At 47.9% G+C, this 16,891-nt stretch carries 11 protein-coding genes; 2 read left to right on the top strand and 9 right to left on the bottom strand.

The annotated features are described in order from the left end of the window. Nucleotides 1-274: 274 nt before the first annotated feature. The 6 genes from ABK821_RS10855 to ABK821_RS10880 form a co-directional block, all read right to left on the bottom strand. Entirely contained in the window at nucleotides 275-901 is a 627-nt protein-coding gene (locus tag ABK821_RS10855; protein ID WP_138360319.1) for a transporter, read from the bottom strand. Nucleotides 902-1,443: 542 nt separating this feature from the next. Continuing rightward, entirely contained in the window at nucleotides 1,444-2,301 is an 858-nt protein-coding gene (locus ABK821_RS10860; RefSeq protein ID WP_185929215.1) for a helix-turn-helix domain-containing protein, read from the bottom strand. Nucleotides 2,302-2,400: 99 nt separating this feature from the next. After that, nucleotides 2,401-3,810 carry an efflux transporter outer membrane subunit gene (locus ABK821_RS10865; RefSeq protein WP_138360317.1) on the bottom strand — a complete coding sequence of 470 codons (1,410 nt, stop codon included), beginning with the start codon at nucleotides 3,808-3,810 and terminating at the stop codon, nucleotides 2,401-2,403. 10 nt (nucleotides 3,811-3,820) lie between these two features. Continuing rightward, nucleotides 3,821-6,931 carry an efflux RND transporter permease subunit gene (locus tag ABK821_RS10870; RefSeq protein ID WP_142501444.1) on the bottom strand — a complete coding sequence of 1,037 codons (3,111 nt, stop codon included), beginning with the start codon at nucleotides 6,929-6,931 and terminating at the stop codon, nucleotides 3,821-3,823. Nucleotides 6,932-6,944: 13 nt separating this feature from the next. Continuing rightward, entirely contained in the window at nucleotides 6,945-8,102 is a 1,158-nt protein-coding gene (locus ABK821_RS10875) for an efflux RND transporter periplasmic adaptor subunit (RefSeq protein WP_142501445.1), read from the bottom strand. A gap of 136 nt (nucleotides 8,103-8,238) precedes the next feature. Next, nucleotides 8,239-9,213, bottom strand: coding sequence for an NmrA family NAD(P)-binding protein (locus ABK821_RS10880; RefSeq protein ID WP_138360314.1), 975 nt, complete (start codon nucleotides 9,211-9,213; stop codon nucleotides 8,239-8,241). Between the two features lie 111 nt (nucleotides 9,214-9,324). On the opposite strand from ABK821_RS10880, the gene ABK821_RS10885 reads away from it, so the two are divergent. Continuing rightward, nucleotides 9,325-10,218, top strand: a complete 894-nt coding sequence (locus tag ABK821_RS10885; protein WP_142501447.1) for a LysR family transcriptional regulator — start codon at nucleotides 9,325-9,327, stop codon at nucleotides 10,216-10,218. Nucleotides 10,219-10,446: 228 nt separating this feature from the next. Here the strand turns inward: ABK821_RS10885 and ade are convergent, their stop codons facing one another. The 3 genes from ade to ABK821_RS10900 form a co-directional block, all read right to left on the bottom strand. Next, the gene (gene ade, locus ABK821_RS10890) at nucleotides 10,447-12,186 is read right to left on the bottom strand and encodes an adenine deaminase (protein WP_138360312.1); all 1,740 of its coding nucleotides are present in this window, start codon (nucleotides 12,184-12,186) and stop codon (nucleotides 10,447-10,449) included. A gap of 67 nt (nucleotides 12,187-12,253) precedes the next feature. Continuing rightward, on the bottom strand, nucleotides 12,254-14,032 hold the full coding sequence (locus tag ABK821_RS10895; RefSeq protein WP_138360311.1) for an adenine deaminase: 1,779 nt from the start codon (nucleotides 14,030-14,032) through the stop codon (nucleotides 12,254-12,256). Nucleotides 14,033-14,046: 14 nt separating this feature from the next. Continuing rightward, on the bottom strand, nucleotides 14,047-15,375 hold the full coding sequence (locus ABK821_RS10900) for an NCS2 family permease (RefSeq protein ID WP_138360398.1): 1,329 nt from the start codon (nucleotides 15,373-15,375) through the stop codon (nucleotides 14,047-14,049). A 692-nt stretch (nucleotides 15,376-16,067) separates the two neighbouring features. On the opposite strand from ABK821_RS10900, the gene ABK821_RS10905 reads away from it, so the two are divergent. Next, nucleotides 16,068-16,520 (top strand): MarR family winged helix-turn-helix transcriptional regulator, encoded by a 453-nt coding sequence (locus ABK821_RS10905; protein ID WP_171034842.1) that lies wholly within the window; start codon nucleotides 16,068-16,070, stop codon nucleotides 16,518-16,520. Nucleotides 16,521-16,891: the final 371 nt, after the last annotated feature.

Genomic DNA, 16,891 nt, shown 5'->3' on the forward strand with positions numbered 1-16,891 from the left:
TATTAGCGCCTCATTGGTGGTTCAATTTGCTGGCACTAAGGTGATTCTCTGGCCGATCCTGCTGATACAGGCGGAGGGTACGCCCGCAAACTTACCCGGCTGAATGTCGTGCAAACCACCAGCCGCAGCTGCTGGTAGCACGAACTGACGGTAAGGATTAAAGTGGAATATTCAGGCAACTCATCGACAAGACGCAGCGCTTTCAAATAAGCCAGCGCATTCTACAGTGAGCATATCTCTGCGCATGGCAATATTTTACACTCGCTCTGCGAACTTATTCTGTCGGACGTTCGTTATACGAATTGTGCTCTGCTTTACGCTGGTAGAAATAATAGCCAATGCTCGACGTCAGGCATAGCACATAGCCAAACGATTCTGCCCCCTCTTCCACCATATTTTTAACTACCCGAACATATTGCTCTCTGAGCACTGTCTCCCACAATAAGTGCATACCAAATAATCGTGAAAAAACCAGTATACACAGTAGCCCGGAGATCATCATTCCATAGTAAGGCATCAGTGGGTAACGAGCGAGATCATCGAGTGCCTGACGGTAATTCCTCGCGGTATACGCAATAATCGCCACAGAGGTGCTCAGCGCAAACCATACCCAGCTACCGTGAGAAATTAAATCAAACAAACCATCCAGTTCACGAATAAGCATCGCAAGGAAAAAACCACCAATCAGGAGATGGCACTCGCGCATGTGCGCGGAATCTTTCACTAATTTGAAATGGATAAACACGATCACTGCCAGTATCGATTCCTGAAGTATTTCTGTCACCGAGACTTCACCGAGCTTGTCCTGTAGCCAACAGACATCAAGCCACAAACCTAAAACGACAGTGCTTGCAAGTATCACAGCAAGGAAAAAGTAAATAATAGAACGAATCAGTAACATAATAATATAAATATGAAAAATGAAGTAAACGTGTCATTGAATAGCTAACATTAGCATGTTAACGAACAGAAAATTTCGCTCAAATGGCTGTTTATCTTTCATTTTGCCTGTCCCGGTAAACTGACGGACAACGGAACTCAGCAGCATTCACGGCAAAATTAGCGTGCCGTGTCGTCAGAAATTCTCCGCCTGTTCCTACAGAGGTCATCGAGGAGGCCAGTCCGGATGCGGATCGCCCGGCGGAGAAAGGGCCAGTGAACGCAAAGGGATAAGAGCATTATCGACGCGCTATGCTTCCAGGGAAGAGGGACGGGGACGCTTTTCCTGTAGCAGACGGAAGGCCCATGCCGGTCGCGTCCCCGGCAGTTAAAATTGCATCCCGCCGCTTATCAGCATGCAGAGGTGATTACCCATAACGAAAAGTCAATCCGCTCCGGGCAGTCAATATAGGCCAGCACTGCGTTGTGTGGTTTAATGAGCAACTGCGTGACTGTCCTTAATACAGTGGCCGTTACACATTATCAGGAATCATCTCGCTACGCTTAATTATCGGTATAATCAATGGGCATAAAATATATGACTTTACGCATGTCAGGACTTCCTCGCACCTGCCCCCTGATCTGCATAAAATCGAGACCGTCTCTTTTAATCAATGGACATGCGGGCAAATAGTGGGTGTACAGGTATTCAGTTACCCTGTGTATCACCTCAGCGCTGACGCGCATATATAATACCGCATATCGTCCCTCATCCAGCACTTTGTAATTTATTCTCTCTTGCCCCTCTCTACTGTCAGGACGTAGCGCCTCCACCGGATGAATATACTGAGTTCCTCGTCGCTCAGAAGCCAACGAATTTATCTCAATAGCAAACCCGAGACTGTCCACATCAGCCTGCAGACGCTTCTGAAATCTCGTTACTTTTGACTGGATATAATGCCCTGAATGGTTAATAATGGCATTTTCGTCTGACATGGATATTTTTAAGCTGCGTATTTTCAATTCCGTATAAATAATCTTGTCCAGACAAAACCTATCGTTTGACTCCGGCCCGGGAAGCTGCTTTCTGAAGTCGGTAACCGGATCCCGCCTTGCCTGTAGAGGAGTACATCCGTACTGCAAGCGAAACGCCCGACAGAAGCTTTGTACCGTCCCGAACCCAAGACCAATCGCTATCTCTGAAACCGTGCGCGACGTAATTTTGAGTTCAGCGAAAGCCAGCGTCAGCCGCCTGCGTCGAATGTATTCGGCAACATTGATATCCATCACTTGACAGAAAACCCGATTAAAATACCATCGGGTATAGCCGGAGCGAGTCTCTATATCCCGCAGTTGAATATCCTCACGAATATTTTCCTCGATCCATACAAGCATACCGATTATTACTTCTCTCGCTGCCATAGACATACCATAAATTAATTAATGTCAGTTTTTTCATTCTTCTTGTTTTCTGCAACAGCCCCTCAGCCAATAGCGGGTATGGGCCGGGGGCGATGATATTTACCAGCCGCCGCCGAGTACTTTATATAAAGTAATATCTTGCTGCAGACTGGCCAGTTTTACAGAAATCACATCTTCTTCCGATGAATAAAGTTCCCGTTGCGCCACCAGCACATTAAGATGGCTGTCGACGCCGGCCTGATAGCGTTGCAATGCAAGGCCATAATAACGTTTGTTGGCATCTAAATCCTTTATTCGTGCCGCCACTTCCTTGCTGTAGGTTTCTTTCCCGGCGAGCGCATCCGATACCTCCTCAAAAGCCTGTTGTATTGACTTTTCATAATTCGCAATTTCGATACGTTTTTCCAGTTTGGCCACATCAAGATTGGCCTCGTTTTTCCCACCCGTAAATATCGGGATATTAATTTCTGGCAGGAAACTCCAGCCCGCCGTTCCACCTTCCAGCAAATGGCCAAGACTGTCAGACAACGAGCCCCCCGATGCTGTCAGGCTGATGCTGGGAAAGAATGCCGCCCTTGCGGCGCCAATATTGGCATTTGCGGCTTTAAGAGTATGCTCTGCCGCAATAATGTCCGGCCTTCGGGTCAATAAATCAGAAGGCATACCCGCTTTCACGGAAGGGAAGCCAACGTAATTCTCCAGCGTCATGTTTTGCTTAACCGATGCCGGCAAGGGAACGCCGAGCAGCAGACTCAGGGCATTTTCATCCTGTTTCAGCTGACGGGTGTATTTTTCAACATCCGCTTCAGCCGATCTGACTGACATTTCTGCCTGCATAACATCCTGTTCTGAAACGACACCATTGCCGCCAAGATACTTCCTCTGTGTTAACAGCCAGGTGTTTTTCTGGCTATCGGCAGTCTCTGTCGCGAGGCGAAGCAGATCATGATCAGCCGCCAGAGACATATATCCGGTGGCGACGCTGGCTATCAGGCTAATCCGCGTTGCCTGTTCTGTGGCTGCCGTCGCCAGATACGTTTCCAGCGCATTATCGCGGAGACTGCGTATCCGGCCAAAGAAATCCAGCTCCCAGCTGGTTATTCCGGCCGACAGTTCATATTGCTGATAGGTTGCCGCCCCCGTGCTTCTTGTGGAATAAAGGTTCGCCGGCACACGCTCCGACGTTTTATTCATATTGGCTTCAATCGTCGGAAACAGCGCGGAGCGTTCAATTCTGAACTGGGCCTGCGCGCTTTCGACGTTCAACGCGGCAACCCGCAGATCGCGGTTATTTTCAAGCGCCAGCTGAATTAAATTCACCAGCCGCCGATCGCGGTAGAATTTTTTCCAGTCTGTTGACGAATCCGCATCCCCGGATTGCTGTCCTTCCTGCCACTGCGCCGGAACAGGCATCGCCGGACGATGATATGCCGGCTGTAATGAACAGCCAGACAAAAGAATCAGACTCCAGGCCAGCAGCGAAGGGGCAAACGATGGTTTGATTTTCATGATATCCCCGCTACTTTTGCGAATTAAAACGGCTGAAAAAACGGACCACAATGACATAAAAAAGTGGGACAAAATAAATCGCCAGGAATGTTGCCGACAACATACCGCCCACCACCGCGGTACCGATAGAGTGCTGACTGGCCGCACCTGCCCCGTGCGAGATCGTGAGCGGAAATACCCCCAGCACAAACGCCATTGATGTCATGATAATTGGCCGCAAACGCAAGCGGGCCGCTTCACGCGCCGCGTACACAATATCTTTCCCCTCTTTCTCATGAATATCTTTCGCAAACTCGACGATCAAGATGGCGTTTTTCGCCGCCAGCCCGACCGTCGTTAACAGGCCAACCTGGAAGAACACATCGTTTTCGAGCCCCCTTACCAGCACGCCAATAATTGTCCCCATTACCCCTAGCGGAACAACCAGTAACACTGAAAATGGAATCGACCAGCTTTCATACAATGCCGCCAGGCAGAGGAACACGATTAACACCGAGAAGAGATATAAGGAGACTGTCTGTGAACCGGCCAGTTGCTCTTCATAAGACAGGCCATGCCACATTATTTTGTATCCTCCGGGCAATTTTTTGAATATTTCCTGCACGGCTTTAACCGCATCACCGCTACTGTATCCCGCTGCTGGTGAGCCCATAATATTCACAGCTGAAATACCATTGAACCGTTCAAAGCGCGGAGAATCGAATACCCATTTACCTGAACCAAACGCTGAAAACGGCACCATTGTTCCGGATGAATTTCTGACATACCATTTATCCAGATCTTCCGGAACAACACGCGAACCGGCATTGCCCTGGATATACACCTGTTTAACACGTCCTTCATACATAAACTGGTTTACATAGCTTGAGCCCCAGGCCGCGGATAATGTGTCATTAATATCTTCAATACTGACGCCCAGTGCTCTTGCGCGTTCATCATCAATAATCAGTTTATATTGAGGCTCATCAGCCATACCGTTATGCCGAACCATTGTCAGACGCTTATCCTTCTGCGCGAGACTGATAAACTCCTGCATGGTTTTCATCAGGGCATCATGACCTTTACCGTTCAGATCCTGGAGGTAGAAATCGAACCCGGTCGAGTTCCCCAGTTCCATTACCGCAGGCGGAATGAGCGCAATCGCCACCCCCTCCTTCATGGACGCAAAATGCGCCATGGTCCTGTTGGCCAGCGCCTGCAGGCTCTGCGAGTCTTTTTTACGTAAGCTCCAGTCTTTTAGACGGACGAATGCGTTTGCCGTATTTTGTCCACGTCCGGCAAAACTGAAGCCATTCGCCGCAAAAATCGAATCCACAACGTCTTTCTCCTGAGTCAGCAGATAATGCTCGACCTCATCAATCACCTGCTGGGTCCTTTCGGCAGAGGCATTCGAGGGTAATGTGATCTGCAGCATCATCAGAGCCTGATCTTCATCGGGTAAAAACGTCGTGGGTACCCGGGTAAATAGGTATCCCGTTGCCGCCACAAGTGCGAGATAGAAGGCCATGAACAGTGCGCGTTTGTTTAAGACCTTTTCAACGCCATGGGTATATCGCAGCGTCCCCCGGTCAAACATTTTGTTGAAGAAGCCAGAAAATCCCCGGGTTTTCGTTTCCGGATTTACCGGTTTCAGCATTGTTGCGCAGAGTGCCGGCGTAAAAATCAGCGCCACAAGTACCGAAAGGATCATGGCGGAGACAATGGCGACGGAGAATTGCCGATAAATTATCCCTGTTGAACCACTGAAGAACGCCATGGGTAAAAGCACGGCGGATAACACCATTGCGATACCGAACAGCGCGCCCTGAACCTGCTCCATTGATTTAATCGTGGCTTCTTTTGGTGGCAGTCCATCCTCATGCATGACACGCTCAACGTTTTCCACCACCACGATAGCGTCATCCACCAGTAACCCTATGGCGAGCACCATACCAAACATGGTCAGGATGTTAATGGAATAACCGAAAGCATAGAGCACGCCAAATGCGCCAAGCAAAACAACCGGCACCACAAGGGTGGTAATGATTGTTGCCCGCAGGTTTTGCAAGAAAAGCAGCATCACCAGGAAGACCAGAACAATAGCCTCGCAGAGGGTTTTCACCACTTCATGAATGGATGCGCTAACCACCGGAGACGTATCATATGGGAAAACAACATGAACGCCCGCCGGTAAGGAGGATTTGATACCGTCGATCGTTGCCTTCACCGCCCTGACCGTATCCAGTACGTTCGCGCCGCTGGCCAGACGCAGGGCTATCCCTGCAGACGGCTTACCATCATAGGTACCTGAAATGCTGTATGTTTTAGGTCCAAGTGCGACTTTCGCCACATCTTTCAGGCGAACCTGTGAACCGTCCGTGTTCACTTTGAGCAGGATATTCTCAAACTGCTTGACTGTCGTCAGGCGCGTTTTCCCGATAATCGTTGCGCTGAATTTGGCATTGGCAACGGTGGGTAATCCTCCCAGCTTACCAGATGAAACCTGGACGTTTTGTTCCTTGATCGCGGTAGAAACATCGCTCGGAACAAGTGAATATTTATAGAGTTTGGCCGGGTCCAGCCATATACGCATACCATATTCCGACCCCATCACCAGAAAGTCGCCGACGCCGTTAGTACGGGAAATCGGGTCCTGTAATTTCGAGACCAGAATATCACCGAGATCGCCATCGGTCAGTTTTCCATCATCAGAATAGAGTCCGACAACCAGCATATAGTTCATCTGGTATTTGGCGACATCAATACCCTGATCGACCACTTCATCCGGTAACTGAGATTCGGCCAGTGACACTTTATTCTGTACCTGAACCTGGGCAATATCTGGATTCGTTCCCTGATTAAAGGTCACAATAATTGTTGCACTGCCGTCACTGTTACTTTGTGATTCAATATAACGAAGATTATCAATACCACTGAGCTCCTGCTCGATCACCTGGACTACCGTTTTTTGCGTGGTGTCAGCATTTGCCCCCGGATATGTGACGGAAACAGAGATGGCCGGTGGCGCAATATTCGGATACTGATTGACAGGGAGATTCTTAATAGCAAGAGCGCCTGCAATCATAATAATGATTGCAATTACCCACGCAAATATTGGGCGTTCAATAAAGAATTTAGACATCACATTTTCTCATTTATTGAGCCGAAGGATCGGTCATAGACAATGTTTTACTTGCGGTATTATCCTGACGCGGCGTCATTTCAGTCGGAATGACTTTTGTTCCTTGCTTTATCATCTGAATACCCGCTGTCACTACCCGCTCACCGGGACGAACACCTGAGGAAACGATCCATTTATCGCCCAGTGTCCCCTCCGTTTTTATGTGACGTAATTCGACAATATTGTTCGGACCGACAATATAAACGTAGGGATCGCCTTTCGTATCATGTCCGACCGACTCCTGGGGAACCAGCGTACTTTCTTCGCGGATCCCTTGCTGCAGGACGGCATGCACAAACATGCCTGGCAATAGCATCCTGTCCGGATTGGGAAAGGTAGCCCGTAAGATGACAGAACCGGTACTTTCATCAACCCGCACTTCAGAAAAATCCAGGCGACCATCGAGCGGATAAGCCGAACCATCCTCCAGCACTAAACGGACATACGCTTCATGATCGTTAAGGGTTTTTATCTGCCCGCTCTTAATTCTTGCCCTTAGCTCCAGAAGGCTGCGTGACGATTCGCTAATATCAACATAGATTGGATCAAGCTGAGTTATGGTGGTCAGGTAATCTGATTGCCCGTTAGTCACCAGCGCGCCTTCGGTTACCAGCGAGCGGTCGATCCTGCCGGAGATGGGAGCCCGGACTTTCGTGTAATCCAGGTTTATCTGCGCGGTTTCAAGATCCGCTTTGGCCTGCGCAGCGCTGGATACCGCATCATCATAATCCTGTTTGCTGATAGCATTGGTTGCAACCAGCGCGCGATACCGGCGTTCCAGCGCGTCAGCACTCGTCAGGGTTGCTTTCGCTTTATCATAGGCTGCCTTATACGTTGCAGGATCTATCTGATAAAGCTGCTCCCCGGCTTTGACTTCCGTCCCTTCTTCAAACATCCGCCGAAGAATAATACCGCTAACCTGAGGCCTGACTTCCGCCGTTCTGACGGCGGTCGTCCGCCCCGGCAGACGGGACGAAATCACCACGGGCTGAGTTTTAAGTGTAAAGACATCCACCTGGGGAACAGCCTGCTGAGATGCGGAATTTTTATTACCGCCATCGCAAGCAGTCATTAAAAAGATAACAGGAAAGATCACACCCAGAATTTTTCCGGCGGACTGGATAACAGGCATAGAAAACCACCACTGTTGTAGATGAAAGAGTCTGTCCTGGAGAAAATCTCCAGGGGGAAAAAGGCCGGCATGAATATTCGCCGGCAAACCTTCCCCCATTGGACGTGAGGAAGTAACAGGAAAGCAAAATGTGTGGTCAGACGATATCTTTCCAGTTGGTAATCCCTTTCTCCCATATGTAACTGTAATTACCGATGATTTCTTCCGCTGTTTTCGGATATGACGATGTCAGTTTATAAAAATCATCGGAGCGAATATCCATCAACCCTTCAGCAATACTGGCTTCATTAGTTACCATATCGTTACCACACCACGGAACTGGAGATAATGAGAAATCTTGATCGGTATCGCGAGGGATTCCCATTTCATCAAGATATTTATAAAATTCATCCTTACCAACAGGGCAATATTCAATGTTAATACCAGAAGCCTTGCTGACAATAGCGCAGAGATCGCGCTGCGAGACCGACTGACGCCCGGTAATATTATAAGCCTTATTATTTTCACCCGCGCCCAGCAGCAGTGCGGTGGCGGCTTTTGCGCAGTCATCTTTTGCGATAAATGTTCCCTTGCCTTCGCCCGCGGTAGTATACCATTTATTTCCTGACATCAGCGCCAGCATCACGGATGTTGTCAGATAGTTTTCCATGTAAAGATTATTGCGCATTATATTATATTTAAATTCTTTTTTCTTACTCAGAAATTTAATATAAGCTTCGGTTGCGGTATGATCCGGTGTAACATAGACGTGCTGATAACGCGGATCGGAAGCACCAACAAAAGAGCAATATGTGATATGTTGAACACCGGCGCTTAACGCTGAGTCAATCACATTACAGTGTTGTTTGACGCGTTTTTCTCCGATCAATATTCCTGAAATCATAAACATCCGGTCGGCACCGGCAAAAGCGCTAAGCATCTGTTCCGGGTTGTCATAATTGGCAGCACGAATTTCAACCCCTTTCTTAACCCATTGAGCAACTTTATCTGCCGGAATTCGTTGTGGGTCTGGACAAGTAAATATCAGCTCTTGCGGGCTTACTCTACTCAACATATTCTCGGCGATACGACCCCCAAGCTTCCCGTCACAACCCGTTACAAGATATTTCATACCATCCTCACCACTTGAATTAATCTTGTTTTTACTTTACCTGATAGATTTTGAAGTGTTTAATGGAAACAATTAATAGGCTATGAAAGATTTTTATTACGGTGTAATGCTATGAAAATCATACAATTAAGATGTTTTGTCATCCTGTGCGAGACCCTCAGTTTTTCACAAACCGGCGAAATCCTGCATTTGACGCAACCCGCGATATCCCATCAAATCAAAAAACTTGAAAGCCTGTTACGCTTTCAGCTTTTCGTCAGAACTAACCATAAAGTTGAATTAACGAAAGCCGGTAAGCATTTTTACTATAACGCCAAAGAGTTCCTTTCGCGCTTACAAATCGGGATTAATGAGGCATCTTTAATCAACCGGGGAAAACACAGCGTCATAAAAATTGGTTATGAAGGACATAATGTTGAAGTAGATAATCTATCGCGAATGATTAACGGATTTACGGCATTAAATGCCGACGTCCAAATAATGGTATTAAAAACAAATCATAAAGAAAGAAAAAACGCATTACTCTCAGGCGCCTGTGACATAATAATGACGGTAAAAGATGATATTGAAAATACGGATGGTGTGATATATAAAGAGATAATGAATGAGGGTATCACCTGCCTGATTAACCGTAACAGCAAGTTGGCGTCAAAAACACTGATCGATTTCGAGGATATTCGTCAGGAAACCATCATACTTCTCGATTCTAATCATGGTCCTAAAGAGTGGAATGTTGTTCAGCAGCGTCTGATTTCAACGTTACCAGATAGTCAGTATATTTTCTCGGATTCAATCGTCTCCGGTGAAATTTACATTAAGTCCAATATGGGCGTGGCAATTATTCCGGCATTTTGTAATACCAATGAAGACGATCTTGTTTGCCTGCCATTCAATATTAATGAAACGTTCTCTTATGGCGTTGCTTATCTTAAAAGCAGCGTAAACCCTGCCATTATTGAACTTGCAAAATTTATCCATCAAAATTTCGTCTCATATTCCTCTTAGGACCGCACCATTACGAAAATTTCACGTAACAGTGAATGTGCAGACCTTTCCGCCGGGCGGCGGGTAACGCCTTACCCGGTCGGGAAAATCACAATGTTATCCCATTATGCATTTGCGGAAAGATCGCATACTCGACGCGCTGTCGGGCAATTCGGCAAGCGCGTACTTTGTCAACAATCGGAAACGGCCTGCAGGCCGTTTATTAAATAGCCACATGATGAACAGCGTTTACTCAGGCAAGCAAACCTCAACCCTGGCAAAACGAGTAACGTCAAAAAGCCCGGTGGACGTCAGTTTTAAGGCAGGAATAACCGGCAGAGTCATAAAAACCAGCGTCATAAGTGGCTGTATATCCTCATTGATGCCGAATGTTTTCTTAGCCAGACAGAGCATATGCTCCATCCGGGCGGCAACCTCTACCGCACTTTTCTCAGACATTAATCCGCCCACAGGAAGCGGCAAGTGCGCCAGAACCTTTCCCGCCTGACACAACGTAAACCCTCCGCCCATCTTTTTTATATCCTCAATCGCGGCCAGCATATCGGCATCATTATCGCCGACTACAACCAGGTTATGTGAGTCATGCGCGACTGTCGTGGCGATAGCGCCGTTTTTCAGGCCATAATTCGCCAGTATACCCAAACCGATATTGCCTGATGCATGATGGCGCTCAATCACGGCAAGCTTGTTCAGGCCCGGATTGAGTTTTGGATCGAAACATCCGTTGTCATCCGGCACCACGGTCAGCGTTAGTGAATCAGTCAGTACGCTCCCGGGCTTGACGCCAATCGCCCTCACCTGTTGACTGGTCAGAGGCAATGTCAGCTCATCCATGCCAATCGGCGCCAGGCGCACCGTATTGAGGACGGTCTCGGCAACATAATCCGGCAATTCAACTAACAGCTTACCGTTTTGCGCGATTTCCTCTCCCTCAATCAACACATGTCGGGCGGCGAATTCCGTCAGATTGTCCACGATCAGTAAATCGGCATCGTATCCCGGCGCAATAGCGCCCTTACCTGTCAGTCGATAACATTCGGCTGCATTCAACGTCGCTAATGTGACAGCCAGCAATGGATCAACCCCCGCTTTTACTGCCAGCCTCAAACTTTTATTAATATGTCCGGTCGCCAGGATATCCGCCGGCTCTCTGTCATCGGTACACAAAACGCAGCGTCTGGCGTTTGCCGGCGTCAGTCCGGGTACAAGCAAGAGCAGATCTTTGCAGGCAGAGCCTTCACGAATCAGAACATACATGCCCAGACGCAGCCTGTCCTGCATTTCCTCCAGTGAACTGCACTCATGGTCCGTCATCACGCCACCCATTGCATAGGCAGTCAGTTCCCGCCCTTTCACTCCGGGGCTGTGACCATCAATAACACGATTATAGCGCTGCGCCATCGTCAGTTTATTGATGACCTTTTCTGCATTATTAATTACCCCCGGATAATCCATCACTTCTCCCAGACCGTGAACGCCGGGGTCAGTGATTAATATCTCCAGATCATGCGCCAACAATTCAGCGCCGGATTCCTCAAACGGCGTGGCGGGAACGCAGGAGGGCAACATCATCCTGACATTCAAAGGCAGGTTTCGTGAGGCATCCAGCATGTAACGGATACCCTCTAATCCGCAGACATTAGCGATCTCGTGCGGATCAGCAATAATCGTGGTTGTACCATGAGGCAAGATACAGCGGGCGAACTGTGAAGGGATCAACGACGAAGACTCAATATGCACATGTCCGTCTATCAGACCTGGCAGAATATACCCCCCTTTTGCATCCAGTGTTTTTCGGGCGTGATATTCGCCAATGCCGATTATCTTGCCCATACCAATCGCCAGCGGACCATCGCACAGGCTTTGGGTAAAAACATCGACTATCTTACAATTGATAATGAGTAAATCTACCGGCGCTCGTCCCGCAGCCATATCAATCAATGCGGCTAAATCATTCTGCTTACCCATTTATTATCCCCTTTAAGAATAATTGCGTCATACTGCACCGGATGAAAGGTGCAGTATTGTGTCAAGCTTATTCGGCAGCCTCGAGTATCGGATCAAAGGGTTTCAGTGTTGCATAATCAATCGCGCCAACATCAGTCATGGCGTAATCCGGAATAGAGGTGATTTGCAGGCAGGACATATAAAATATGGGATCGGGCAAATCGCAACCTAACTCGCGGGCGATATTCAGCAGTCGGGCTTCTTCATCGGCCATTGCCTGCGGATCCAAATCTGAAACGATGCCGCAGATCGGCAAGGGCAGGAAACCCAGTATTTGCCCGTCGCGAACAATGACCTGACCTCCCCCCTGTTCTGCAAGGTGGTTGATAGCCAATGCCATATCGTCAGAATTGGTCCCGATGCAGACCACGTTGTTATCATCCGGCGCACACGAACTCGCCATCGCACCGGCTTTCAGTTTCCAGCCGGATACCAACGCTATGGGTCTGTTCTGCGTTTTACCAAAACGTTCTACAACTGCGGCGTACAAAACATCCTGCTGCAAATCGGGTAAGACAACGCCAGCATCAACATTCAGAATGACATCCCGACGCGTCCGGACAAAAGGCACGTCAAACGCGACTTCCATAGAAAGGGCTTTAACCTTGTCCGCTTGCAGTGAGGTATACAGCTTCATCTCTTCCGCACTAACAGCCGGCAATTTTATGCTTTGCAAAAGCGTTGCACTGCGTTTCGGCGGGGACAAATCCCATACCATCTTACCGTTAACCACCGTCAGCTTGCCTTTAGCAATCACGGTCTCAATGTCAAACAATCGCAAATCATTGACGAGCAGAATATCGGCAATACGTCCTGGAGAAATAGAACCAACCAGATGATCGATACGATACGCCTCAGCACTGTTAATCGACCCCATCTGTATTGCTGTCAAGGGGTCAACCCCAGCGGCAATGGCCATTCGAACCAGTTTATCCATATGACCATTCGCCAGAATGTCAGAGGCCGTCACATCATCGGTACAGAAACTGATACGACGCGCCAGACGCGGATTCAGGTGCGTCACCACTTTCATGTTTTCATGAAGAAAATGCGAGATCGAGGATTCGCGAATCAGCATGTACATCCCTTTTCGGATCTTTTCCAGCGCCTCTTCATGTGTGTAACTCTCGTGGTCCAGCCTCAGACCTGCGCTCAGAATAGCATTCAGGCGCTTACCGCGACACATCGGCGCGCAGCCAAAGACAGGCAACCGGTTTTCACCGGCCAGTTCAATGGCCTTAAGAACATCAGGATCCTGATTTTCAACAAATTCAGAGACCGTTTCCCAGACGCCATACACTTCTGGCCATTTTTGGACTTCCGCGTGCGTTTCTCCGGTAATGTTAAAACCGACATTGGACTTTGGCAGCGTGTAAGGCATTGTGTACGGCAGCCCCCAGAAGACCTTTAAAGGCCCCTGCTGGATTTCATTCAGCACTTCGCGCACACCATCCAGCCCCGCGGTAATCAGGTACTGATCCAGCCCGGATACAATACTGGTCGTGCCATGAGGAATAACGGCTTTAGCAAAGCTGGTCATTGACAGTTTGCTGCACTCAATATGTAAATGACCATCGATCAGGCCGGGAACCAGATACTTATTTGTGGCATCAATTCGCTGAGTATTCGGCCCAATATAGTCCCCGACATCGCCAGTTGCGACAATACGAGATCGATATATCGCCACATCAGCAGGATAAATTTCTGATGAGGTGACATTCACAAGCAAACCGCCACAGATTACGATATCCGCCGGAATTTTACCTGCGCCGGCGTCAATCAAGTCAGCTAAATTTTCTTTAATCATAACAACGTCTCCATTTACAGAAAGACATAACGGACAAGGAACAGCACGGTCATAATCGCAGTACATAACGAGATTTCACGCCAACGGCCTGCTCCCAGCTTCATTGCCGCATAAGCAATAAAACCCGTCGCAATGCCCTCGGTAATCGTGAATGAAAAAGGCATCATCACCGTTGCAACAAATGCCGGCACGGCTTCAGTAAGATCCTCCCACTGCACGCGCACCAGTTCCGCCACCATTAACACCCCGACGTAAATGAGTGCGCCGGCGGTTGCATATGCCGGTACCATTTTTGCCAACGGGGAAAAAAACATTGCCAGCAAAAATAATACCCCGACACCAACGGCCATCAGCCCGCTTCGCCCCCCCACGGCAACACCGGACGCGCTTTCAATGTAAGCGGTGACCGCGGACGTTCCCATAAAGGCCCCGCCCATGGAACAGACACTGTCGATATAGAGTGATTTTTGTTGATTTGGATACCGCCCTTGCCGATCGGCCAGACCCGCTTTATCGGTAACGGCAATTAGCGTTCCGGATGACTCAAAAAGGTTGATAAGCATGACTGAAATGATGATACCCACTAACGAAATATCGAGCGCGCCAGCCAAATCAAGCTGGCCAAAAACCGGGGAAATATCAGGCGGTAAACTGGCGATCCCCTGATACGTTACATCACCAAGCAACCAACCGATGAGAGTGATTACGACGAAAGAGATAAGGATGGCGGCATGAAGTCCACGGTATGCGAATATGCATATCAGGAGAAAACCCAGTGCGCTCAGTGCGAAAGGAATAGATTTAACATCGCCAATGGTCACCATTGTATCCGGATTGGCAACAATAATACCGGCGTTATGCAAGCCTATCAGTGCAATGAGTAATCCGCAGCCACTACCGATGCCAATACGTAGTGAAAGAGGTATATTGGCAACCATCCAGTAACGAACGCGAAATAGCGATAAAAGAAAAAAACCGCTGGCGCCAAGAAAAATAATAGCCATTCCTGTTTGCCATGAAAGCCCCATGCCTCCGGCGAGCACAAACGCGAAATAAGCGTTGATCCCCATCCCCGGCGCAAGCGCTATCGGTAACTTCGCAATTAGCCCCATCAAAATGCAACCAATAGCCGTAATCATACAGGTTGTGACAAATACCGCCTGCTCGTTCATCCCGGCATGTGACAAAATTTGCGGGTTCACGAAAATCACATAAACCATCGTTAGAAACGTTGTGAAACTGGCTATCAGTTCGGTTTTAACACAGGTACCTTTTTCTTTAAGGGAAAACCAGCGATCCAGAAAAGAACGTGGATCCGATCTCTTAGTGGCTGTTTCGGACATATTATTTACTCCGTATAACGAGCAAACTAAAGCTGATGGACAAGAGCGCCAAAGGCTCACAGATGGATACTGTGTGGCTGGTTACACACCTACCGTTGAAGTTAACATCGCGTGATAACAGTAGGCCGACCACTTTTAGCACCCTTACCTTTCGGAATATTTTGATTTTAATCAAAAGTTAGTTAGTCTAACTATTATTAATAGTAAAAATGATAGAACAGGCCGCATTTTCACGCCCCTACTTCGTGGATCGGACGATCTCAGTTTTACGTACCGTCATAGTTTGACTCTCGGTTTATTTTTCCCTGTCACGCTGTGTCCCCTCTGAATAATTATCGACAACGTCGAAAAGTTGCATTTATCTTATTGAATTATTTTATAAAATAATCCTGGCGGTATGCTGAAAGGATTTGCGTGGATTCCCCAGTGACGACGAGCGGCGTTCAGGCGCCCTCGCCAGGGCATCCGTAATCTGAACGATGAGGGAGATAGCCTGAGCGTCCTCACAACGCCTTGTCATCGACAACTTACCCGTTCCTGAATGGGATTTATTTTTTGTGCGACTTTTTTTATTTTTTAATTTGAGTACCACCGCCCACATGGTAGGATAAAACGCTATATATTATGGATATTACTTTAATCTGTTGCTAATGGCCTTATAAAATGACGAAGCATGCAATAAGATGAAAAAAATGACTGAATTAAAACCTGATGCACCGGAATCAATCGACTTCATAAAAACAGAGCAGGCGTTGTTACGGCTAAGCCGGTCGTTACTTGACTTCTGGCGTCGTTATGATCAACAAACCCCGATAGGAAATATTAGCTGGAATGAATATTACTATATTAATGCGCTGCGCGATGGGCCATTGAGTTTAAAAGAACTGGCACAAAAAGTTTCGGTAAAAACATCCTCGGCCAGTGCCATGGTCAGTAAACTGGAACAACGTAACATGATTTGCCGTTTTAAAAGCCAGCAAGATCGGCGAATAATTCATTTGCAACTGACGACTGAAGCAAAAGCGCAATTAGCGCTGGAATGGAATGTTTACCAGGAATTCCTTTGCAATTTGCAACAACGCATGCCAGAGGATGAATTTACGGCTCTCTGCAATTTACTGATAAAAAACGCCAGATACTTCTAATTCATATGGCCTGTTTTCTGCGCGCCGTCGGCGCTCGCGGCGCACAGGCAAACACTTTGCGTGGTGAACGCCCTTCAGGGCGATTCATAAGCAGCGCCAGCCAATTATCCCCACATATTACATGTCCACTCTGATGTTTTATATTGCGCCCTCCAGGCTGGTCATACCCTTTACGCCTGATGGAATAACGGATTAAGCTGACAATACCAGGCGTAACACGGTGGACATTTTATTCTCCTCAGAGTCTGGCCCGCAGAGTTACTTACAACATGCATAATGATGGACTGGGCATTCGGGTCAGACAACACTCAGACACTAAAAAGGATGACGCGAATAACCACATAAACGGCGTGAAAAAAACGTCGCCTGAT

Origin of the sequence: Klebsiella sp. KE9456 (assembly GCF_043832615.1) — a bacterium.
GTDB classification, from domain to species: Bacteria; Pseudomonadota; Gammaproteobacteria; order Enterobacterales; family Enterobacteriaceae; genus Klebsiella; species Klebsiella indica.

What these genes read in the sequence shown, in the direction of transcription:
- ABK821_RS10880 (WP_138360314.1), bottom strand. Translation starts at nt 9,213, where the DNA reads ATGAAATATCTTGTAACGGGTTGTGACGGGAAGCTTGGGGGTCGTATC.
- ABK821_RS10875 (WP_142501445.1), bottom strand. Translation starts at nt 8,102, where the DNA reads ATGCCTGTTATCCAGTCCGCCGGAAAAATTCTGGGTGTGATCTTTCCT.
- ABK821_RS10905 (WP_171034842.1), top strand. Translation starts at nt 16,068, where the DNA reads ATGACTGAATTAAAACCTGATGCACCGGAATCAATCGACTTCATAAAA.
- ABK821_RS10895 (WP_138360311.1), bottom strand. Translation starts at nt 14,032, where the DNA reads ATGATTAAAGAAAATTTAGCTGACTTGATTGACGCCGGCGCAGGTAAA.
- ABK821_RS10860 (WP_185929215.1), bottom strand. Translation starts at nt 2,301, where the DNA reads ATGGCAGCGAGAGAAGTAATAATCGGTATGCTTGTATGGATCGAGGAA.
- ABK821_RS10885 (WP_142501447.1), top strand. Translation starts at nt 9,325, where the DNA reads ATGAAAATCATACAATTAAGATGTTTTGTCATCCTGTGCGAGACCCTC.
- ABK821_RS10900 (WP_138360398.1), bottom strand. Translation starts at nt 15,375, where the DNA reads ATGTCCGAAACAGCCACTAAGAGATCGGATCCACGTTCTTTTCTGGAT.
- ABK821_RS10870 (WP_142501444.1), bottom strand. Translation starts at nt 6,931, where the DNA reads ATGTCTAAATTCTTTATTGAACGCCCAATATTTGCGTGGGTAATTGCA.
- ABK821_RS10865 (WP_138360317.1), bottom strand. Translation starts at nt 3,810, where the DNA reads ATGAAAATCAAACCATCGTTTGCCCCTTCGCTGCTGGCCTGGAGTCTG.
- ABK821_RS10855 (WP_138360319.1), bottom strand. Translation starts at nt 901, where the DNA reads ATGTTACTGATTCGTTCTATTATTTACTTTTTCCTTGCTGTGATACTT.
- ade (WP_138360312.1), bottom strand. Translation starts at nt 12,186, where the DNA reads ATGGGTAAGCAGAATGATTTAGCCGCATTGATTGATATGGCTGCGGGA.